This window comes from Xenophilus azovorans DSM 13620 (genome assembly GCF_000745855.1).
In the GTDB taxonomy this organism is placed as follows: Bacteria; Pseudomonadota; Gammaproteobacteria; order Burkholderiales; family Burkholderiaceae_C; genus Xenophilus; species Xenophilus azovorans.
Genome location: NZ_JQKD01000031.1, coordinates 12,046 through 30,928, shown reverse-complemented (window position 1 = coordinate 30,928; position 18,883 = coordinate 12,046). Strand labels below are relative to the sequence as shown.

The following is an 18,883-nucleotide window of genomic DNA, read 5'->3' as shown; positions in this document are numbered from 1 at the left end:
GTTATGCAGGATTTCGAATGTAACTTCCAAATTGACATGGTTCAGTGTCATCAATATCCTACGCGCCCATGCGCCGAATCCCCCTCTCCCTGCTCGCCTTCGTCCTGGCCGCCTCCGCCCACGCTGCCCCGACCGACGAGACGGAGGGAATCCAGGCCCGCCACGGGCTGATGGACCGCATCGAGCACGTGCGCCACTCCGTCAGCGACCGCACTTCGGAACTGGTGCTCAGCGCCATGGGCTTCCTGGGCGTACCCTACCGCCGCGGCGGCAACAGTGTCGAGACGGGCTTCGACTGCAGCGGCTTCGTGCGCGCGATGTACGACAAGTCGGTGGGCAAGCTGCTGCCGCGCCGCGCCGAGGAGCAGGCGGCCGCCACCGAGAAGATCGACCGCAGCGAGCTTCGTCCGGGCGACTTGGTGTTCTTCAACACCATGCGCCGCGCCTTCAGCCATGTCGGCATCTACATCGGCGACGGCAAGTTCATCCACTCGCCGCGCACGGGCGCCGAGGTGCGCGTGGAAAGCATGAACGTGAGCTACTGGCAGCGCCGCTTCAACGGCGCGCGGCGGGTCATCGAGGACGGCGCGTCGGGCGAGTGAGCCCTCCGCCCTTTCCGCGGGGCCTGCAAGGCCCATAAAAAAATCCCGCCGCCGGCGGGATTTTTCGTTGGGTGCGCGTCGCGCAGGGCGCTCAGCCCTTCTTCTGCGGCGGCAGGTCGGTGCAGGTGCCGTGCGCCACCTCCGCCGCCATGCCGATGGATTCGCCCAGCGTCGGGTGCGGGTGGATGGTCTTGCCGATGTCGATCTCGTCGGCGCCCATCTCGATGGCCAGGGCGATCTCGCCGATCATGTCGCCGGCATGCGTGCCGACGATGCCGCCGCCCAGGATGCGGTGCGTCTGGGCATCGAACAGCAGCTTGGTGAAGCCCTCGTCGCGCGTGTTGGCGATGGCACGGCCGGAGGCCGTCCAGGGGAAATGCCCCTTCTTGACCTTGATGCCCTCGGCCTTGGCCTGGTCCTCGGTGAGGCCCACCCACGCCACCTCGGGGTCGGTGTAGGCCACGCTGGGGATCACGCGGGCGTTGAAGGCGGCGCTCGCCAGTTCCCGGTCGCCCTTCTGCTCGCCGGCGATGACCTCCGCCGCCACATGCGCCTCGTGCACCGCCTTGTGCGCCAGCATCGGCTGGCCGACGATGTCGCCGATGGCGAAGATGTTCGGCACGTTGGTGCGCATCTGGACGTCCACCGGGATGAAGCCGCGGTCGGTCACCGCGACGCCGGCCTTCTCGGCGCCGATCTTCTTGCCGTTGGGGCTGCGGCCCACCGCCTGCAGCACCAGGTCGTAGACCTGCGGCTCCTTGGGCGCGTTGGCGCCCTCGAGCATGACCTTGATGCCTTCCTTGGTCGCCTCGGCGCCGACGGTCTTGGTCGAGGTCATGATGTTGTCGAAGCGCGGCGCGTTCATCTTCTGCCACACCTTGACCAGGTCGCGGTCGGCGCCCTGCATCAGGCCGTCGAGCATCTCGACCACGTCCAGCCGCGCGCCGAGCGTGGAATACACCGTGCCCATCTCCAGGCCGATGATGCCGCCGCCCAGGATCAGCATGCGCTTGGGGTCGGTCGTCAGTTCGAGCGCGCCGGTGGAATCGACCACGCGCGGGTCGTCCTTGGGCATGAAGGGCAGGCTCACCGCCTGCGAGCCGGCCGCGATGATGGCGTTGCGGAACTTGACGACCTTCTTGCTGCCGGTCGTCTGGGACCCGTCGCCGGTCGTCTCGTCGACTTCCAGGTGATAGGGGTCGAGGAAGGTGCCGACGCCGCGCACGGTCGTGACCTTACGCATCTTCGCCATGGCCGCCAGGCCGCCGGTGAGCTTGCCCACCACCTTGTTCTTGTGCGCCAGCAGCTTGGCGCGGTCCACCTTGGGCGCGCCGAAGTCGACGCCGAGATCGGCGAAGTGCTTGACCTCGTCCATCACCGCGGCGACGTGCAGCAGCGCCTTGGAGGGGATGCAGCCCACGTTCAGGCAGACGCCGCCCAGCGTGGCGTAGCGCTCGACCAGCACGGTCTTCATGCCGAGGTCGGCGCTGCGGAAGGCGGCGGAGTAGCCGCCGGGGCCGGCGCCGAGCACCAGCGTGTCGCATTCGATGTCGACCTTGCCGCCGTAGCTGCCAGCCGGCGCAGGCGCACGGGCGGGCGCGGGCGCCGGAGCGGATGCCGCCGGGGCCGGGCTGGCGGCCGGCGCGGGGGCCGCCGGCGCCGGCGCGGCGGCAGCGGCGCCTTCGGCCGCTTCCACCGTCAGCACCACCGAGCCCTCGCTGACCTTGTCGCCCACGTTGACGGCGACCGACTTGACCACGCCCGCATGGCTGGACGGGATCTCCATCGATGCCTTGTCGGACTCCACGGTGATCAGCGACTGCTCGACCGCGATGGTGTCGCCGGGCTTGACCAGCACCTCGATCACCGCGACGTCCTTGAAGTCGCCGATGTCCGGCACCTTGACCTGTTGCTCGCTCATGCGTGTCCCCTTGTCGAATTGGCTGTGAATGGATCGGCGGCCGGACTCAGGCGCCCGCCTTCAGTTTGAGGGTGATGATCTCCAGCGGCCCGGCCGTGCTGCGGTCGAACTCGCAGCCCGCGGCCAGCCCCGCCTCGGCCACCTCGCGCGCGCTGCGCGCCCGGTCGTAGGCCGCGTGCATCGCGCCCAGCGCGAAGCTGCGGCCCGAGCCGATGCTCCAGAATGTCTTGAACTCGAACACCTCGCGGTAGCTGTAGACGCCGTAGATGCCGCTCGCGTTGGCCAGCAGCAGGCTGAACTGGCTGGACTCGTAGGGATCGTGGTCCTCCTCCTTGGTCTGGAGGAAGAACGTCTCCTTGAGCACCGGGTGCAGCTTGGTGAAGGTGAGGAACACCTCGTCCTTGCTGCCCAGCCGCAGTTCGGCCTTCGGCATGGCCGCCAGGGCATGGCGCAGCACCGGGAAGTGCGCGATCGAGCCCGAGGCGGCGAAGACGCTGCGGCCGTTCGCGCCCTCGACGGTGAACAGCTTGCGGTTGTCCTCCGAGCGGTGCGTCAGGCGCGTGTCCCCGAAGGTCACGAGCGTGTCGGCACCGATCGCCACCTGGCCGCCCTTGCGAACGACCACCACGGTTGTCATGGCGCGGCCGGCGTGTCAGAGCACGATGCGACGGTAGTCCGCCAGCAACTGGCCCAGGTAGGCATTGAAGCGCGCCGCGGCGGCGCCGTCGATGACGCGGTGGTCGTACGACAGCGACAGCGGCAGCACCAGGCGCGGCACGAACTGCTTGCCGTCCCACACCGGCTTGGTCTGGCCCTTGGACAGGCCCAGGATCGCCACCTCCGGCGCGTTGATGATCGGCGTGAAGTGCGTGCCGCCGATGCCGCCCAGCGAGCTGATGGAGAAGCACCCGCCGCTCATGTCGGCCGCGCCCAGCTTGCCGTCGCGCGCCTTCTTGGCGAGCTCGCCCATCTCCTTGCTGATCTGGATGATGCCTTTCTTGTCCGCGTCCTTGAGCACCGGCACCACCAGGCCGTTGGGCGTGTCCGCCGCGAAGCCGATGTTGTAGTACTGCTTGTAGACCAGGGTGTCGCCGTCCAGGCTGGTGTTGAACTCGGGGAACTTCTTCAGCGCCGCGACCACGGCCTTGATGACGAAGGCCAGCATCGTCACCTTGACGCCGGACTTCTCGTTCTCCTTGTTGGTGGAGACGCGGAAGGCCTCCAGCTCGGTGATGTCCGCCTCGTCGTTGTTGGTGACGTGCGGGATCATCACCCAGTTGCGCGCCAGGTTGGCGCCGCTGATCTTCTTGATGCGCGACAGGTCCTTGCGCTCGACCGGGCCGAACTTGGTGAAGTCGACCTTGGGCCAGGGCAGCAGGTCGAGGCCGGCGCCGGAGCCGCCCGCCGGCGCCTTGGCCGCCTGGGCCTTGGTCTGCGCGGCGCCGCTCATCACGGCCTGGGTGAACTTCTGGACGTCCTCCTGCGTGATGCGGCCCTTGGGGCCGGAGCCCTTGACCTCTTCCAGCGGCACGCCGAGCTCGCGGGCGAACTTGCGCACGGACGGCGAGGCATGGGGCAGCGCCCCGCTGGGTGCCTTGGTCGGGTCGTGCGGTGCGGCGGCAGCCGGCGTGGCCGCCGGTGCGCTCGCCGTCGCCGCAGCGGGCGCCGGTGCCGGCGCGGCCTGGGGCGCGGCGGCGGCAGGCGCCGGTGCGGGGGGCGCGGCGCCTGCCACGCCTTCGAGCACCAGCACCACCGAGCCCTCGCTCACCTTGTCGCCGACATTGACCTTCACGTCCTTGACCACGCCGGCCGCCGACGACGGGATCTCCATCGACGCCTTGTCCGACTCCACCGTGATCAGCGACTGCTCGGCCTGCACCGTGTCGCCGGGCTTGACCAGCACCTCGATCACCGCGACCTCCTTGAAGTCGCCGATGTCCGGCACCTTCACCTCGACCGGCCCCGATGCGGCCGCCGGCGCGGGCGCGGGTGCCACGCTCGCGGGCGCCGGGGCCGGCGCGGCGGGCGCCTCGGCCGCGGGGGACGGTGCCGCTGCCGCGCCGCCGCCCTCGCCTTCCAGGATCACCACCAGCGAACCTTCATTCACCTTGTCGCCGACATTGACCTTCACTTCCTTGACGACGCCGGCCGACGACGACGGAATCTCCATCGACGCCTTGTCCGACTCCACCGTGATCAGCGACTGCTCGGCCTGCACCGTGTCGCCAGGCTTGACCAGCACCTCGATCACCGCGACGTCCTTGAAATCGCCGATGTCCGGCACCTTCACTTCGACTGCTGCCATGTCTTCTGTCTCCCGCCCGTCCCCAGGCGCTCGTGGTTGTGATGGTTGTTACGCGTAGAGCGGGTTGATCTTGTCGGCGTTGATGCCGTACTTCTTGATCGCCTCGGCGGCCTTGGCCGCGGGCAGCACGCCGTCGTCGGCCAGCGCCTTGAGGGCAGCGACCACGATGTAGTGGCGGTTGATCTCGAAGTGCTCGCGCAGCTTGCTGCGGAAGTCGCTGCGCCCGAAGCCGTCGGTGCCCAGCACGCGGTAGCTGCGGCCCTTGGGGACGAACGGGCGGATCTGCTCGGCGTAGGACTTCATGTAGTCGGTGGAGGCGATCACCGGGCCGGTGCTCTTGCCGAGCTGCTCGGCCACGAAGGGCACACGCGGCGTCTCGGTCGGGTGCAGCAGGTTCCAGCGGTCGGCGTCCTGGCCGTCGCGCGCCAGCTCGTTGAAGCTCGGGCAGCTCCACACGCCGGCGGCCACGCCCCAGTCCTTGGCCAGCAGTTCCTGGGCGAAGATCGACTCGCGCAGGATGGTGCCGCTGCCCAGCAGCTGCACCGTGGGCACGTTGGCCTGCTGCAGCGTGGGCGCGCTCTTGCACAGGTACATGCCCTTGATGATCTGCTCCTCCGTGCCGGGCTGCAGGCCGGGCATGGCGTAGTTCTCGTTGAGCAGCGTCAGGTAGTAGAAGACGTTGTCCTGCTTCTCCACCATGCGCTTGAGGCCGTGGTGCAGGATCACGCCCACCTCGTGCGCGAAGGTCGGGTCGTAGGTGACGCAGTTGGGGATGGTGCCGGCCAGGATGTGGCTGTGGCCGTCCTCGTGCTGCAGGCCCTCGCCGTTGAGCGTGGTGCGCCCGGAGGTGCCGCCCAGCAGGAAGCCGCGGGCCTGCATGTCGCCGGCAGCCCAGGCCAGGTCGCCCACGCGCTGGAACCCGAACATCGAGTAGTAGATGTAGAACGGGATCATGATGCGGTTGCTCGTCGAGTACGAGGTCGCCGCCGCGATCCAGCTGGCCATGCCGCCCGCTTCGTTGATGCCTTCCTGCAGGATCTGGCCCTTGGTGTCTTCCTTGTAGTACATGACCTGGTCCTTGTCGACCGGGGTGTACTGCTGGCCATGCGGGTTGTAGATGCCGATCTGGCGGAACAGGCCCTCCATGCCGAAGGTGCGCGCCTCGTCCACCAGGATGGGCACCACGCGCGGCCCGACGGCCTTGTCGCGCAGCAGTTGCGTGAGGAAGCGCACGTAGGCCTGGGTGGTGCTGATCTCGCGGCCTTCCGCGGTCGGCTCCAGCACCGCCTTGAAGGTGTCCAGCGAGGGGATCGTGAAGCTCTCGTCGGCCTTGGTGCGGCGGTGCGGCAGGTAGCCGCCCAGCGCCTTGCGGCGCTCGTGCAGGTACTTCATCTCCGGCGTGTCCTCGGCCGGCTTGAAGAAGGGCAACTCGGCGATCTGGCTGTCGGGGATCGGGATGTTGAAGCGGTCGCGGAAGGCCTTGATGTCCTCGTCGTCCAGCTTCTTGGTCTGGTGCACCGTGTTCTTGCCCTCGCCGATCTTGCCCATGCCGAAGCCCTTGACGGTCTTGACGAGCAGCACGGTGGGCTGGCCCTTGTGGTTCTGGGCGGCATGGAAGGCGGCATACACCTTCTGCGAGTCGTGGCCGCCGCGGCGCAGGTCCCAGATCTCGTCGTCGGTCATGTGCTCGACCATCTTGAGCGTGCGCGGGTCGCGGCCGAAGAAGTGCTTGCGCACGTAGGCGCCGTCGTTGGCCTTGAAGGCCTGGTAGTCGCCGTCGTTGCACTCCATCATGACCTTGCGCAGCGCGCCGTCATGGTCCTTGGCCAGGAGCGCGTCCCAGCCCTTGCCCCAGATCAGCTTGACGACGTTCCAGCCCGAGCCGCGGAACTCGCCCTCCAGCTCCTGGATGATCTTGCCGTTGCCGCGCACCGGGCCGTCCAGGCGCTGCAGGTTGCAGTTGATGACGAAGATCAGGTTGTCCAGGTTCTCGCGCGCCGCCAGGCCGATGGCGCCCAGCGACTCCACCTCGTCCATCTCGCCGTCGCCGCAGAACACCCAGACCTTGCGGTTGCTGGTGTCGGCGATGCCGCGCGCGTGCAGGTACTTGAGGAAGCGCGCCTGGTAGATCGCCATGATCGGACCCAGGCCCATCGACACCGTCGGGAACTGCCAGAACTCGGGCATCAGCTTCGGGTGCGGGTAGCTGGACAGGCCCTTGCCGTCCACTTCCTGGCGGAAGTTCAGGAGCTGTTCCTCGGTCAGGCGCCCCTCGAGGTAGGCGCGCGCATAGATGCCGGGCGAGACGTGGCCCTGGATGTACAGCAGGTCGCCGCCGTGGTTCTCGCTCTCGGCGTGCCAGAAATGGTTGAAGCCGGCGCCGAACATGCTGGCCAGCGAGGCAAAGGAGCCGATGTGGCCGCCCAGGTCGCCGCCTTCGGGCGGATGGTGGCGGTTGGCCCGCACCACCATGGCCATGGCGTTCCAGCGCATGTAGGCGCGCAGGCGCTGCTCGATCTCCAGGTTGCCGGGGCTGCGCGCCTCCTGGCTGGGCTCGATGGTGTTGACGTAGCCGGTGTTGGCCGAGAACGGCATGTCCACGCTGTTCTGGCGGGCATGCTCAAGCAGCTCTTCCAGCAGGAAGTGGGCGCGTTCGGGGCCTTCGGCCTGAATGACGGCGGAGAGGGCATCCCTCCACTCCTTGGTTTCCTGGGCGTCTGCATCGTTGGCAGCCGCGCCGAAGTGGTTCTCGGGATTCGCCGACATCCTGTGTCTCCTTCGTCGATGTGTGGTCCGGTAATTTAGTGCGCGCTCGCGTGGAGCGCGTGCAGTGTCTCACAAAAAGATGGGCATTCCAAATTATGCTTGTCATTTTCTTTATATGAAATAACAGCCCGCGAAATGTCTCCGCAGGAAGGTGCGGGAGAGGCTTCACCCTACACTTCGCCGATGCCCTTCTCCAACCCCCTGTCCGCGGCGCGCCATGCGGTGAACGCTTCGCCGCTGTCGTGGTGGCGGCGCTGGTGGAAGCGGCAGACGCCGGTGTCGCAGGACCGGGTGGCGATGCTGGTGCCGCTGGTGGCGGTGCTGCTGTTCCTGGCGGCCATCGTGGCGGCCTTCTCCTATCTGCGCGCCGAGGAACTCGAGCGCGAGCAGGAATCTGTCAAGCGCGACGTGGAATACGCCCAGCAGCGCCTGCGCCTGCGCCTGCTGGAGCGCCAGGAGCAGCTGATGCGCCTGGCGCGCGATGCCGGCAACCGCGAGATCGACGCCGCGGAGTTCCGCAGCCGGGCGGAATCGCTGGTGAGCCAGTACCCCGAACTGCAGGTGGTCAGCTGGATCGACGACCGGCGCCGCGTGCAGTCCAGCTATGCCGCGCCCAGCGTGCATCCGGCGCAGCAGCGCCCGTCGGGCGACGTGCTGCGCCCCGGCGAAACGGAGAGCAACTACGCCCTGGCGCGTGAGTTGCGCCAACCGGTGTTCTCGCAGCCCACCGCCGGTCAGGAACCGCCCAGCCTGCTGCAGCTGCACATCCCGCTGTACGACCAGGGCCTGTTCGCCGGCGTGGTGCTGGGCGAGTTCTCCATCGACGGGCTGCTGCGCTACGGCGTGCCGCCGGAGGTGGCGGCGCGCTATGCGGTGTCGCTGCTGGACGCCCATTCGCAGACCATCGCCGGCAACACCATCAACCCGCGCGAGGAAGAGCTGCGCCTGCTGCCCTGGGACCGGCAGGCGAATGAATTTGAGGTGCCCGTCTCGCCGGTGGGCAACGGCCTGGTGTTCCGGGCCCAGGCCTACCGCACCTCGCAGGGGCTGGTGGGCAACGGCCTGTTCTGGCTGGTGGTGGCGCTGTCGATGCTGACGAGCTGGATGCTGATCGGCACCTGGCGCCACACGCGGCGGCGCCTGCAGACCCAGCAGGCGCTGGTGGCCGAAACGAACTTCCGCCGGGCGATGGAGAACTCCATGCTCACCGGCATGCGCGTGCTCGACCTCGAAGGCCGCATCACCTACGTGAACGCCGCCTTCTGCGCCATGACGGGCTGGAGCGAGGAAGAGCTGGTCGGGCAGACGCCGCCCTTCCCCTACTGGCTGGAGTCCGACCACGAGCTGATGAGCGAGCGGCTGGAGGAAGAGATCCACGGCCGCGCGCTGCCCGGCGGCTTCCAGGTGCGCGTCAAGCGCAAGAACGGCACCGTCTTCAATGCCCGCCTGTACGTCTCGCCGCTGATCGACGCACGCGGCCACCAGGCCGGCTGGATGACCTCGATGACCGACATCACCGAGCCCACCCGCATCCGCGAGCAGCTCTCGGCCTCGCACGAGCGCTTCACGACGGTGCTGGAGGCCCTGGATGCGTCGGTCTCGGTGGCACCGCTGGGCAGCGAGGAGCTGCTGTTCGCCAACAAGATGTACCGCTCGTGGTTCGGCTCCGACTCCGAAGGCCACCTGGACATGGTGGCCCAGGCCGGGGTACCCGGCAGCCAGTCGCAGGACTCCGCCTTCGACGACGTCGACCCGCTGGCCGGCCTGCCGCTGGACACGCTCACGGCGGCCCAGCCGGCCAACAACGAGATCTACATCCCCGAGCTGGGCAAGTGGCTGGAGGTGCGTTCGCGCTACCTGACCTGGGTGGACGGGCGCCTGGCGCAACTGGTGATCGCCACCGACATCACCGCCCGGCGCGACGCCGAGGAACAGGCCGCCGTGCAAGCCGACCGCGCGCAGGCCGCCAGCCGCCTGATCACCATGGGCGAGATGGCCTCCAGCGTGGCGCACGAGCTGAACCAGCCACTGACGGCCATCACCAACTACTGCAACGGCATGATGTCGCGCCTGCGCGGCCAGCAGATCGACACCGAGGCGCTGCTCGCGGCGCTGGAGAAGACCTCCAAGCAGGCGCAGCGCGCCGGGCAGATCATCCAGCGCATCCGCACCTTCGTGCGGCGCAGCGAACCCAACCGCGCGCCGGCCGAGGTCGCCACCATGGTCAGCGAGGCGGTGGAACTGGCGGGCATCGAACTGCGCCGGCGCAACGTGCGCCTGAACCACTACGTGGCGGCCCGGCTGCCGTCGCTGAACGTGGACCGCATCCTCATCGAGCAAGTGCTGGTCAACCTGATGAAGAACGCCGCCGAATCCATCGACCTGGCCGAGCGGCCGACCGCGCGGCGCAGCGTCGAGCTGCGGGTGGTGCCCCGCACGCTGGGCGGCCAGCCGACCGTGGAGTTTTCGGTGCAGGACACCGGCATGGGCCTGGCGCCGGAAGTGCTGGAGCGGCTGTACGAGGCCTTCTTCTCCACCAAGCGTGAGGGCATGGGCATCGGGCTGAACCTGTGTCGCAGCATCGTCGAATCCCACCGCGGCCGGATGCAGGCGGAGAACCTCTACAATGGATCGGAGATCGCCGGTTGCCGTTTTTCCTTCTGGATTCCGGTGTCCGGCGCTATTGAATCCGTAGCGAGCGACGAGGTAAAGGTCAACGCATGAGTCTGATTCCGAAGAAGGGCACGGTCTATGTGGTGGATGACGACGAGGCCGTGCGCGACTCGCTGCAATGGCTGCTCGAAGGCAAGGACTACCGGGTGCGCTGCTTCGACTCGGCCGAATCCTTTCTCTCGCGCTACGACCCGCGCGAGGTGGCCTGCCTGATCGTCGACATCCGCATGGGCGGCATGAGCGGGCTGGAACTGCAGGAAAAGCTCATCGAGCGCAAGTCGCCGCTGCCCATCGTGGTCATCACCGGCCACGGCGACGTGCCCATGGCGGTCGACGCCATGAAGAAGGGCGCGATGGACTTCATCCAGAAGCCCTTCGACGACGAGGCCCTGGTCGCCCTGGTCGAGCGCATGCTCGAGCACGCGCGCACCGCCTTCGCCCAGCACCAGCAGTCGGCCAGCCGCGACGCGCTGCTGTCCAAGCTCACCGGCCGCGAGGCGCAGGTGCTCGAGCGCATCGTCGCCGGGCGCCTGAACAAGCAGATCGCCGACGACCTGGGCATCAGCATCAAGACGGTGGAGGCGCACCGCGCCAACATCATGGAAAAGCTCAACGCCAACACCGTGGCCGACCTGCTCAAGATCGCACTGGGCCAGTCGCCCGCGCAGCCTGCCGCTTCTGCCAAGGCCGTGACGCCCTGATTCCGCTGCCTTCAGCAGCGACCAGCGCCCGCCTCGCCCCCTGCGTGAGCGGGCGTTTTCACTTGTGAGTCCAGACATCCCATGACAGCCCAGCTCATCGACGGCAACGCCCTCGCCCGCCAGATCCGCGCCGAAGTCGCCGGCCGCACCCAGGCCCTCAAGGCGCGCGGCGTCGAGCCCGCCCTGGCCATCATCCTGGTCGGCGACGACCCGGCCAGCCAGGTCTACGTGAAGCACAAGGTCAACGACAGCAGCGAGACCGGCCTGACGGCGAAGCTGGAGCGCTACGGCGCCGACCTTGCCGAAGCCGAGCTGCTGGAGCGCATCGACGCGCTGAACAAGGACCCGTCCGTGCACGGCATCCTGGTGCAACTGCCGCTGCCCAAGCATATGGACAGCCACAAGGTGATCGAGGCCATCTCGCCCGCCAAGGACGTCGACGGCTTCCACGTCGCCAGCGCCGGCGCGCTGATGGTCGGCCAGCCCGGCTTCTGGCCCTGCACGCCGCACGGCTGCCTGCGCATGCTCGACTCCATCGGCTACGAGTTGCGCGGCAGGCACGCAGTGGTCATCGGCCGCAGCAACATCGTCGGCAAGCCGATGGCGATGATGCTGCTCGGCCGCAGCGCCACCGTCACCATCTGCCACAGCGCCACGGCCGACCTGGGTGCGATGACGCGCCAGGCCGACGTGATCGTGGCGGCGGTGGGCAGGCAGAACCTGGTGACGGCCGACATGGTCAAGCCCGGCGCGGTGGTCATCGACGTGGGCATGAACCGCAACGCCGAGGGCAAGCTGTGCGGCGACGTGGATTTCGACGGCGTGAAAGAGGTGGCGGGCTGGATCACGCCCGTGCCCGGCGGCGTCGGCCCCATGACCCGCGCCATGCTGCTGGTCAACACCATCGAGGCGGCCGAGCGCGCCACCGCCTGACTTGAAGCCCGCTTCTCCCGCCTCCAGATGACCGACATGAGCGCCAATCCCCTCCTCGACTTCACCGACCTCCCGCTGTTCGACCGGATCCGCCCGGAGCACGTCGCACCGGCCGTGGACACGCTACTGGCCGAGGCCGAAGCAGCTCTGGAGGAAGTGACGAAGCCGGCATTCCCGGCCGAGTGGGCCGCCATCGCCCGCGTGCTGGACGTGGCGACCGAGCGCTTCGGCCGTGCCTGGGGCGCGGTGGGCCACCTCAACGCCGTCGCCGACACGCCGGCCCTGCGCGCCGCCTACAACGAGGCGATGCCGCGCGTGACCGCCTTCTGGACCCGCCTGGGCTCCGACGAGCGCCTGTACGCCAAGTACAAGGCCATCGACCCGGCCGCGCTCGACGCCGAGCAGCGCCAGGCCCACAAGAACGCCGTGCGCAACTTCGTGCTGGGCGGCGCCGAGCTGCAGGGCGAGGCGAAGAAGCGCTTCGCCGAGATCCAGGAACGCCAGGCCGAGCTGTCGCAGAAGTTCAGCGAGAACGCGCTGGACGCGACCGATGCCTTCGCGCACTACGCCGAGCGCGGCGAACTGGACGGCCTGCCGGAAGACGTGATCGCCGCCGCCCGCGCCGCGGCCGAGGCGGAGGGCAAGCCCGGCTACAAGCTCACGCTCAAGATGCCCAGCTACCTGCCGGTGATGCAGTTCGCCAGGAGCGGCGCGCTGCGCGAACGGCTCTACCGCGCCTACGTCACCCGCGCCAGCGAGTTCGGCGACGCGGCCTTCGACAACACCCCGCTCATCACCGAGATCCTGGCGCTGCGCGAGGAAGAGGCGAAGCTGCTGGGCTACTGCAACTTCGGCGAGCTGTCGGTCGTGCCCAAGATGGCCGAGTCGCCCGCCCAGGTGGTGAAGTTCCTGCGCGACCTGGCCGCCAAGGCCCGGCCCTACGGCCTGCGCGACGTGGCCGAGCTGCGCGAGTTCGCCGCGAAGGAACTGGGCATCGCCGATCCGCAGCCCTGGGACTGGAGCTACATCGGCGAACAGCTCAAGGAGGCGCGCTACGCTTTCAGCGAACAGGAGGTCAAGCAGTACTTCCCGGCGCCGAAAGTGCTGGCGGGCCTGTTCAAGATCGTCGAGACGCTGTTCGAGGTGAAGATCGTGCGCGACAGCGCGCCGGTGTGGCATTCGACGGTGGAGTTCTACCGCATCGAGCGCGCCGGCACGAAGGTCGGCCAGTTCTACCTCGACCCGTCCGCGCGCACCGGCAAGCGCGGCGGCGCCTGGATGGACGACGTGCGCGCCCGCTGGCTGCGCCCCGACACCGGCACGCTGCAGACGCCGGTGGCACACCTGGTATGCAACTTCGCCGAGGGCGTGGACGGCAAGCCGCCGCTGCTCACCCACGACGACGTGATCACCCTCTTCCACGAGTTCGGCCACGGACTGCACCACATGCTGACGCAGGTCAACGAGCACGACGTCTCGGGCATCAGCGGCGTGGAATGGGATGCCGTCGAGCTGCCCAGCCAGTTCATGGAGAACTTCTGCTGGGAGTGGGACGTGCTCTCGCACATGACGGCGCATGCCAATACCGGCCAGCCGCTGCCGCGCCCGCTCTTCGACAAGATGACCGCGGCCAAGAACTTCCAGAGCGGCATGCAGACGCTGCGGCAGATCGAGTTCGCGCTGTTCGACATGCTGCTGCACACCGACTTCGATGCCGCCCATGTGCAGCCCGGCGCCGTGATGGCGCTGCTGGACCAGGTGCGCAGCGAGGTCGCGGTGCTGCCGGCGCCGCCCTTCAGCCGCACGCCCAACACCTTCACCCACATCTTCTCGGGCGGCTACGCGGCCGGCTACTACAGCTACAAGTGGGCCGAGGTGCTCAGCGCCGACGCCTACGCGGCCTTCGAGGAGACGGTGAGCCCGGACGGCGCGCCCAGCATCGAGACCGGCCGCCGCTACCGCCAGCAGATCCTGGAGGCCGGTGGAAGCCGCACCGCGATGGAGAGCTTCAAGGCCTTCCGCGGCCGCGAGCCGCAGCTCGACGCGTTGCTGCGCCACCAGGGCATGGCCGAACCGCTGGCGGCCTGAGGGCGGCGCGGCTGCGGTAATCTCCGCAGCTTCGTCACCCCTTGAACCCCTCATGAGCCCCATGTACCTGCGATTCAGCGCCGTTGCCCTTTGCCTTGCTGCCGGCAGCGCCGCCGCGCAGGGTCTGTACCGGCAGGTGGACGCCAACGGCCGCGTCACCTACACCGACCGGCCGCCGGCGGCCAGCACCCAGCCTGTCGCGCCCGGCCGGGCGGGCAGCAGCGGCGCGGGCGCCGGGGCCCTGCTGCCGTACGAACTGCGCCAGGTCGTGCAACGCTACCCTGTGACGATCTACACGGGCGACGACTGCGCCCCCTGCGAGACGGGTCGCAACCTGCTGCTCACGCGCGGCATCCCCTTCGACGAGCGCACGGTGAAGACGCCGGACGACATCGCCGCGCTGGAACGCCTCTCGGGCCAGAACTCGCTGCCGCTGCTGACCATCGGCACGCAGCAGGTCAAGGGCTTCGCAGACGCGGAGTGGTCGCGCTACCTGGACGCGGCAGGCTATGCGAAGAGCGTGCAGTTGCCGCCCGGCTACCGCAACCCGCCGGCCCAGCCGCTGGTGGCGCAGCAGCGCGTCGCCCCGCCGGCACCGGCGGCCGCCGCTCCGGCCGAGGCCCCTGCCGCACCGCCCCCGCCGGCAGACGCCAACGGCCCCACGCCCTCGAACCCGGCCGGCATCCGCTTCTGACGGCGGCGCTCAGCCGAAACTGAGCGTCTGCACGCCCTGCGGCGCCGCCAGCAGGCACACGTCGGCCTTCTGGTGCGCGAACACGCCGACCGTGACCACGCCCGGCCACTGGTTCACCTCGCTCTCGAAGCCCAGCGGATCGGCGATCGCCAGGCCGCTCACGTCGAGGATGTGCTGGCCGTTGTCGGTGACCAGCGGCGCGCCGTCCTTCTCGCGCACCTGCGCCACGCCGCCCAGCGCCGCGAACTGCCGCATGATCCGCCGCGCCGCCATCGGGATCACCTCCACCGGCAGCGGGAAGGCGCCCAACACGTCGACGCGCTTGGAGGCGTCGGCGATGCACACGAAGCGGCGCGACTGCGCGGCGACGATCTTCTCGCGCGTGAGCGCCGCGCCGCCGCCCTTGACCATGAAGCCGCGGCCGTCGATCTCGTCGGCGCCGTCGATGTAGACGGCCAGTTCGTCCACCGCGTTGCTGTCGAACACCTCGATGCCCAGCGCGCGCAGCCGCTCGGTCGACGCCACGGAGCTGGAGACGGCGCCGCGGATCTCGCCCTTGATCGTCGCCAGCGCCTCGATGAACTTGTTGACGGTGGAGCCGGTGCCCACGCCCACGATCTCGCCGCGCGGCACGTAGGCCAGCGCGGCCTGCCCCACCATCGCCTTGAGTTCGTCCTGGGTCGGTGCGGGTGCGTTCATGGCGGAAAATCCTGGGTTCGTCTCGACAGAAAAGAAGCCGCGAATTATCCGATGCTCTCCCTCGCCTACGGCCTGGCCCGCCCCTTCCTCTTCGGGCTCGACCCCGAGGCCGCACACGAACTCACCCTCGACAACCTGGCGCGCACGCAGAACACGCCGCTGGCCTGCTTGTACGCCTCGGCGCGCATCGACGACCCGGTGACGCTGGCGGGCCTGGCCTTCCCCAATCGCGTCGGCCTGGCCGCCGGCCTGGACAAGAACGCCCGCTGCATCGACGCCTTCGCCGCGATGGGCTTCGGCTTCGTCGAGGTCGGCACCGTCACGCCCAGGGCGCAGCCCGGCAACCCCAAGCCGCGCATGTTCCGCCTGCCCGATGCGCAAGCGCTGATCAACCGGCTGGGCTTCAACAACGAGGGACTGGACGCCTTCGTCGCCAATGTGCAGAAGGCGCGCTTTCGCCAGCAGGCGCAGCGCGCCGGCCGCGCGCCGATGCTGCTGGGCCTGAACATCGGCAAGAACGCCGCCACGCCCATCGAGCGGGCGGTGGACGACTACCTGCTCGGCCTGGAAGGCGTGTACCCGCACGCCGACTACGTGACAGTCAACATCTCCAGCCCCAACACCGCCAACCTGCGCAGCCTGCAGAGCGACGAGGCGCTGGACGCGCTGCTGGGCGCCGTCGCCGAGCGGCGCGGCGCCCTGGCGGCCACGCAGGGCCGCCATGTGCCGGTGTTCGTCAAGATCGCGCCGGACCTGGTGGCGGACCAGGTGGCGGTCATCGCCGCCACGCTGCGCCGCCACGGCATGGACGGCGTCATCGCCACCAACACCACGCTGGAGCGCGCCGCCGTGCAGGGCATGCGCCACGCCGGGGAGACCGGCGGCCTCTCGGGCGCGCCGGTGCGCGAGGCCAGCGACCGCGTCGTGGCGGGCCTGCGCGCGGCCCTGGGGCCGGACTTTCCGATCATCGGCGTGGGCGGCATCCTCAGCGGCGCGGACGCGCAGGCCAAGCGCGCCGCCGGCGCGGACGTGGTGCAGATCTACACCGGCCTCATCTACAAGGGCCCGGCGCTGGTGCGCGAGGTGGCACAGGCGCTGCGCCGGGGCTGAGGCGCCGCCGAGAAAGAAAAAAGCCGCCGGCGCATCACGCGCGCGGCGGCTTCCCCTGGGGAAACTCAGCGCAGTTTCCAGAGGATCGGCAGCGCCCAGCTCACGGCCTTGAGCACCCGGCGCGGACCGACGGCCGCCAGCAGCACCGCGGCCGCGGCGCCGGCCGCCACCGGATGCTCGCGCGCCATGCGCGTGGCCCGCGCCTGCAGCGGCTCGCGCGCCGTGCCGGCCGCCACGGCCTCCGCCTGCGCCGCCTCGGCGGCGGCCTCCAGGCGCTCGGCCAGCACGAGGCGCCGGCGCTGGCCTTCGATGCGGTCGACCAGCTCGGCCAGGGTGGCCGGACGCGGCTCGCGCGGCTTGTCCTCGTCGCCGAAGCGCGCCTGCAGCCATTCGATGTCGCGCTCGAACTCCAGCTGCGCCGGCTGCACGGCCGACGAGGCGCCGCGCAGCGACGTCACCAGGCCGACCAGCGCGCCCGCCCAGAGGACGATCCACACCAGGGCCACGATCCAGGCGGCCGTGCTGCGCTGGGGCGTGTCCCAGAAATGCACGATCACCGCCAGCGAGAGCAGCACCGCCATCACGATGGTCAGCCCGACCAGCGCCACCAGCAGCGCCGCCATGCGTTGCAGCGGCGCCTTCAGGTCGGCGAGCGCCATGCGCACCAGCTGCGCACGGTCCTCCGCCGCGATCACGCCCTCGCCCACGGCGGAGCGCAGGCGGGCAATCCGTTCGTCGATGCCGAAAAGACCCAGCAGCCGCTTCATGCGCCGCGCCTCCATGCTCCCTGCAGATGAAACCCGCCGCGCCGGAACCCGGCCGCCGGCGGGGTCGGACGCTCAGCGGCGGCCAAGCAGCAGGCCCACCAGCACGCCGACCGCCAGGGCACCGGCTGCGATCTGCCAGGGCTCGTCATGGGCGTAGGCGTTGGCGGTCTGCGCCGCATCCTTGGCCCGCTTGGCGGCGATGCGGCTCTTCTCGGCCGCCAGCTCGCGGGCGATGGCCAGTTTGGCCTCGACACGCTGCTTGAGCGCCTTGACCTGAGGCACGGATTCCAGTTCCTTGCTGGAGAGCACCCCCTTGACGTCGCTGGCGAGGTCTTCGACCACGGCGTTGGCGGCTGCTTCGAGATTCTTGGTTGCGGACATGGGTGATGAACCTTCCCTCAGTGTGATCACGACGCCGGCGAAGCGCCGGCAGTGGACACGCCTGCAAGCGGCGTGCCGACCATGTTACCCCGTGATGCGCGTGGCCTTAGTGGGATATGTCCGGCATTCGGGCCACGAATTCCGCAATCGCCAGGCTGCTGGTCAGCCCCGGCGACTCGATGCCGAACAAGTTGACCAGCCCGGCGACGCCATGTTCGGCCGGCCCCTGGATGACGAAGTCGTGCGCCGGCTCGCCCGGCCCGGAGATCTTCGGCCGGATGCCCGCGTAGCCCGGCTGCAGCGCCCCGTCGGCCAGGGCCGGCCAGTACTTGCGGACCTCGGCATAGAAGCCGTCGGCGCGGTACGGATCGACCTCCAGATCGTCCGGCGAATCCACCCACTGCACGTCGGGCCCGAACTTCGCCTGTCCGCCCAGGTCCAGCGTCAGGTGCACGCCCAGCCCCGCGGCCTCGGGCACCGGGTAGATCAGCCGGCTGAAGGGCGAGCGCCCAGCGAGCGTGAAATAGCTTCCCTTGGCCCAGTGGGCGGCGGGCACGTGCCGCGGGTCCAGCCCGTCGAAGCGCCGCGCCAGCGCCGGCGCCCCCAGACCCGCCGCGTTGACCACTGAGCGGCAGCGCAACTGCGTGCCGTCGACGCCGACCAGGTCGATCCCCGCCGGCCCGCAGACGGCGCGCGCCACCGGCGACTTGAGCGCCAGCATGCCGCCCGCGTTCTCCAGGTCGCCCTGCAGCGCGAGCATCAGCGCGTGGCTGTCGACGATGCCGGTGCTGGGTGACAGCAAGGCGGCCTCGCAGGCCAGTTGCGGTTCCAGCGCACGGGCCTGCTGCTCATCGAGCGCCTCCAGGTCGTCCACGCCGTTCGCGCGCGCCTTGCGGACGATGTCTTCCAGCGCCGCCACCTGCGCGGGCGCGGTGGCGACGATCAGCTTGCCGCAGCGGCGATGCGGGAGGTTCCGTTCGGCGGCGTAGGCGTAGAGCATCTCCTTGCCCTGCACGCACAGCCGCGCCTTGAGCGAGTCCTGCGGGTAGTAGATGCCGGCGTGGATCACCTCGCTGTTGCGGGAACTGGTGCCGGTGCCGATGGCGCCCTCCGCCTCCAGCACGATGACCTCGCGGCCCTGCAGCGCCAACGCACGCGCGACCGCCAGGCCCACCACACCGGCGCCGATGACGGCGCAATCGAATTCGTCCATGCGGCGAGCTTAGCCGCTCGCCGGACCGGC

At 69.4% G+C, this 18,883-nt stretch carries 15 protein-coding genes; 7 read left to right on the top strand and 8 right to left on the bottom strand.

The genetic code is table 11. The annotated features are described in order from the left end of the window. The first annotated feature begins 68 nt into the window (after positions 1–68). Positions 69–602, top strand: a complete 534-nt coding sequence (locus tag Q392_RS16825; RefSeq protein WP_038210254.1) for a C40 family peptidase — start codon at positions 69–71, stop codon at positions 600–602. A 91-nt stretch (positions 603–693) separates the two neighbouring features. Here Q392_RS16825 and lpdA read toward each other — a convergent pair whose 3' ends face one another. The 4 genes from lpdA to aceE are packed head-to-tail and all read right to left on the bottom strand — an operon-like array spanning position 694 to position 7,594. After that, positions 694–2,523 (bottom strand): dihydrolipoyl dehydrogenase, encoded by a 1,830-nt coding sequence (gene lpdA / locus Q392_RS16820; RefSeq protein WP_038210252.1) that lies wholly within the window; start codon positions 2,521–2,523, stop codon positions 694–696. 46 nt (positions 2,524–2,569) lie between these two features. Further along, a complete protein-coding gene (locus tag Q392_RS16815) occupies positions 2,570–3,160 on the bottom strand; it encodes an Ntn hydrolase family protein (RefSeq protein WP_038210249.1) in 591 nt (196 codons plus the stop codon). 15 nt (positions 3,161–3,175) lie between these two features. Continuing rightward, positions 3,176–4,828 carry a dihydrolipoyllysine-residue acetyltransferase gene (gene aceF / locus Q392_RS16810; RefSeq protein ID WP_038210246.1) on the bottom strand — a complete coding sequence of 551 codons (1,653 nt, stop codon included), beginning with the start codon at positions 4,826–4,828 and terminating at the stop codon, positions 3,176–3,178. A gap of 48 nt (positions 4,829–4,876) precedes the next feature. Then, positions 4,877–7,594 (bottom strand): pyruvate dehydrogenase (acetyl-transferring), homodimeric type, encoded by a 2,718-nt coding sequence (aceE, locus tag Q392_RS16805; RefSeq protein ID WP_038210243.1) that lies wholly within the window; start codon positions 7,592–7,594, stop codon positions 4,877–4,879. Positions 7,595–7,777: 183 nt separating this feature from the next. Between aceE and Q392_RS16800 the strand changes: the two genes are divergently transcribed. The 5 genes from Q392_RS16800 to Q392_RS16780 all read left to right on the top strand — a co-directional run bounded on the left by Q392_RS16800 (position 7,778) and on the right by Q392_RS16780 (position 14,683). Beyond that, a complete protein-coding gene (locus Q392_RS16800) occupies positions 7,778–10,318 on the top strand; it encodes a PAS domain-containing sensor histidine kinase (RefSeq protein ID WP_038210241.1) in 2,541 nt (846 codons plus the stop codon). Beyond that, positions 10,315–10,968, top strand: a complete 654-nt coding sequence (locus tag Q392_RS16795; RefSeq protein ID WP_038210239.1) for a response regulator transcription factor — start codon at positions 10,315–10,317, stop codon at positions 10,966–10,968. Before Q392_RS16800 ends, Q392_RS16795 begins: the two co-directional genes overlap by 4 nt. Before the next feature lie 81 nt (positions 10,969–11,049). Beyond that, positions 11,050–11,901 carry a bifunctional methylenetetrahydrofolate dehydrogenase/methenyltetrahydrofolate cyclohydrolase FolD gene (gene folD, locus Q392_RS16790; RefSeq protein WP_038210235.1) on the top strand — a complete coding sequence of 284 codons (852 nt, stop codon included), beginning with the start codon at positions 11,050–11,052 and terminating at the stop codon, positions 11,899–11,901. Between the two features lie 36 nt (positions 11,902–11,937). Then, a complete protein-coding gene (locus Q392_RS16785) occupies positions 11,938–13,989 on the top strand; it encodes a M3 family metallopeptidase (protein WP_038210332.1) in 2,052 nt (683 codons plus the stop codon). Between the two features lie 52 nt (positions 13,990–14,041). Next, positions 14,042–14,683, top strand: coding sequence for a glutaredoxin family protein (locus Q392_RS16780; protein WP_038210230.1), 642 nt, complete (start codon positions 14,042–14,044; stop codon positions 14,681–14,683). 9 nt (positions 14,684–14,692) lie between these two features. Here the strand turns inward: Q392_RS16780 and rpiA are convergent, their stop codons facing one another. Then, positions 14,693–15,382 (bottom strand): ribose-5-phosphate isomerase RpiA, encoded by a 690-nt coding sequence (gene rpiA, locus Q392_RS16775; protein WP_038210227.1) that lies wholly within the window; start codon positions 15,380–15,382, stop codon positions 14,693–14,695. 51 nt (positions 15,383–15,433) lie between these two features. On the opposite strand from rpiA, the gene Q392_RS16770 reads away from it, so the two are divergent. Beyond that, positions 15,434–16,492, top strand: a complete 1,059-nt coding sequence (locus Q392_RS16770) for a quinone-dependent dihydroorotate dehydrogenase (protein WP_038210223.1) — start codon at positions 15,434–15,436, stop codon at positions 16,490–16,492. A gap of 65 nt (positions 16,493–16,557) precedes the next feature. Here the strand turns inward: Q392_RS16770 and Q392_RS16765 are convergent, their stop codons facing one another. The 3 genes from Q392_RS16765 to Q392_RS16755 form a co-directional block, all read right to left on the bottom strand. Next, positions 16,558–17,259 carry a phage holin family protein gene (locus Q392_RS16765; RefSeq protein WP_038210220.1) on the bottom strand — a complete coding sequence of 234 codons (702 nt, stop codon included), beginning with the start codon at positions 17,257–17,259 and terminating at the stop codon, positions 16,558–16,560. Positions 17,260–17,331: 72 nt separating this feature from the next. Continuing rightward, positions 17,332–17,640 (bottom strand): glycine zipper domain-containing protein, encoded by a 309-nt coding sequence (locus Q392_RS16760; protein WP_038210216.1) that lies wholly within the window; start codon positions 17,638–17,640, stop codon positions 17,332–17,334. A 106-nt stretch (positions 17,641–17,746) separates the two neighbouring features. After that, positions 17,747–18,853: an NAD(P)/FAD-dependent oxidoreductase gene (locus Q392_RS16755; RefSeq protein ID WP_038210211.1), complete on the bottom strand. Its 1,107-nt coding sequence runs from the start codon at positions 18,851–18,853 to the stop codon at positions 17,747–17,749. Positions 18,854–18,883 lie beyond the last annotated feature (30 nt).

Coding starts and splice junctions, on each gene's coding strand:
- Q392_RS16825 (WP_038210254.1), top strand. CDS start 69: ATGCGCCGAATCCCCCTCTCCCTGCTCGCCTTCGTCCTGGCCGCCTCC.
- lpdA (WP_038210252.1), bottom strand. CDS start 2,523: ATGAGCGAGCAACAGGTCAAGGTGCCGGACATCGGCGACTTCAAGGAC.
- Q392_RS16815 (WP_038210249.1), bottom strand. CDS start 3,160: ATGACAACCGTGGTGGTCGTTCGCAAGGGCGGCCAGGTGGCGATCGGT.
- aceF (WP_038210246.1), bottom strand. CDS start 4,828: ATGGCAGCAGTCGAAGTGAAGGTGCCGGACATCGGCGATTTCAAGGAC.
- aceE (WP_038210243.1), bottom strand. CDS start 7,594: ATGTCGGCGAATCCCGAGAACCACTTCGGCGCGGCTGCCAACGATGCA.
- Q392_RS16800 (WP_038210241.1), top strand. CDS start 7,778: ATGCCCTTCTCCAACCCCCTGTCCGCGGCGCGCCATGCGGTGAACGCT.
- Q392_RS16795 (WP_038210239.1), top strand. CDS start 10,315: ATGAGTCTGATTCCGAAGAAGGGCACGGTCTATGTGGTGGATGACGAC.
- folD (WP_038210235.1), top strand. CDS start 11,050: ATGACAGCCCAGCTCATCGACGGCAACGCCCTCGCCCGCCAGATCCGC.
- Q392_RS16785 (WP_038210332.1), top strand. CDS start 11,938: ATGAGCGCCAATCCCCTCCTCGACTTCACCGACCTCCCGCTGTTCGAC.
- Q392_RS16780 (WP_038210230.1), top strand. CDS start 14,042: ATGAGCCCCATGTACCTGCGATTCAGCGCCGTTGCCCTTTGCCTTGCT.
- rpiA (WP_038210227.1), bottom strand. CDS start 15,382: ATGAACGCACCCGCACCGACCCAGGACGAACTCAAGGCGATGGTGGGG.
- Q392_RS16770 (WP_038210223.1), top strand. CDS start 15,434: ATGCTCTCCCTCGCCTACGGCCTGGCCCGCCCCTTCCTCTTCGGGCTC.
- Q392_RS16765 (WP_038210220.1), bottom strand. CDS start 17,259: ATGAAGCGGCTGCTGGGTCTTTTCGGCATCGACGAACGGATTGCCCGC.
- Q392_RS16760 (WP_038210216.1), bottom strand. CDS start 17,640: ATGTCCGCAACCAAGAATCTCGAAGCAGCCGCCAACGCCGTGGTCGAA.
- Q392_RS16755 (WP_038210211.1), bottom strand. CDS start 18,853: ATGGACGAATTCGATTGCGCCGTCATCGGCGCCGGTGTGGTGGGCCTG.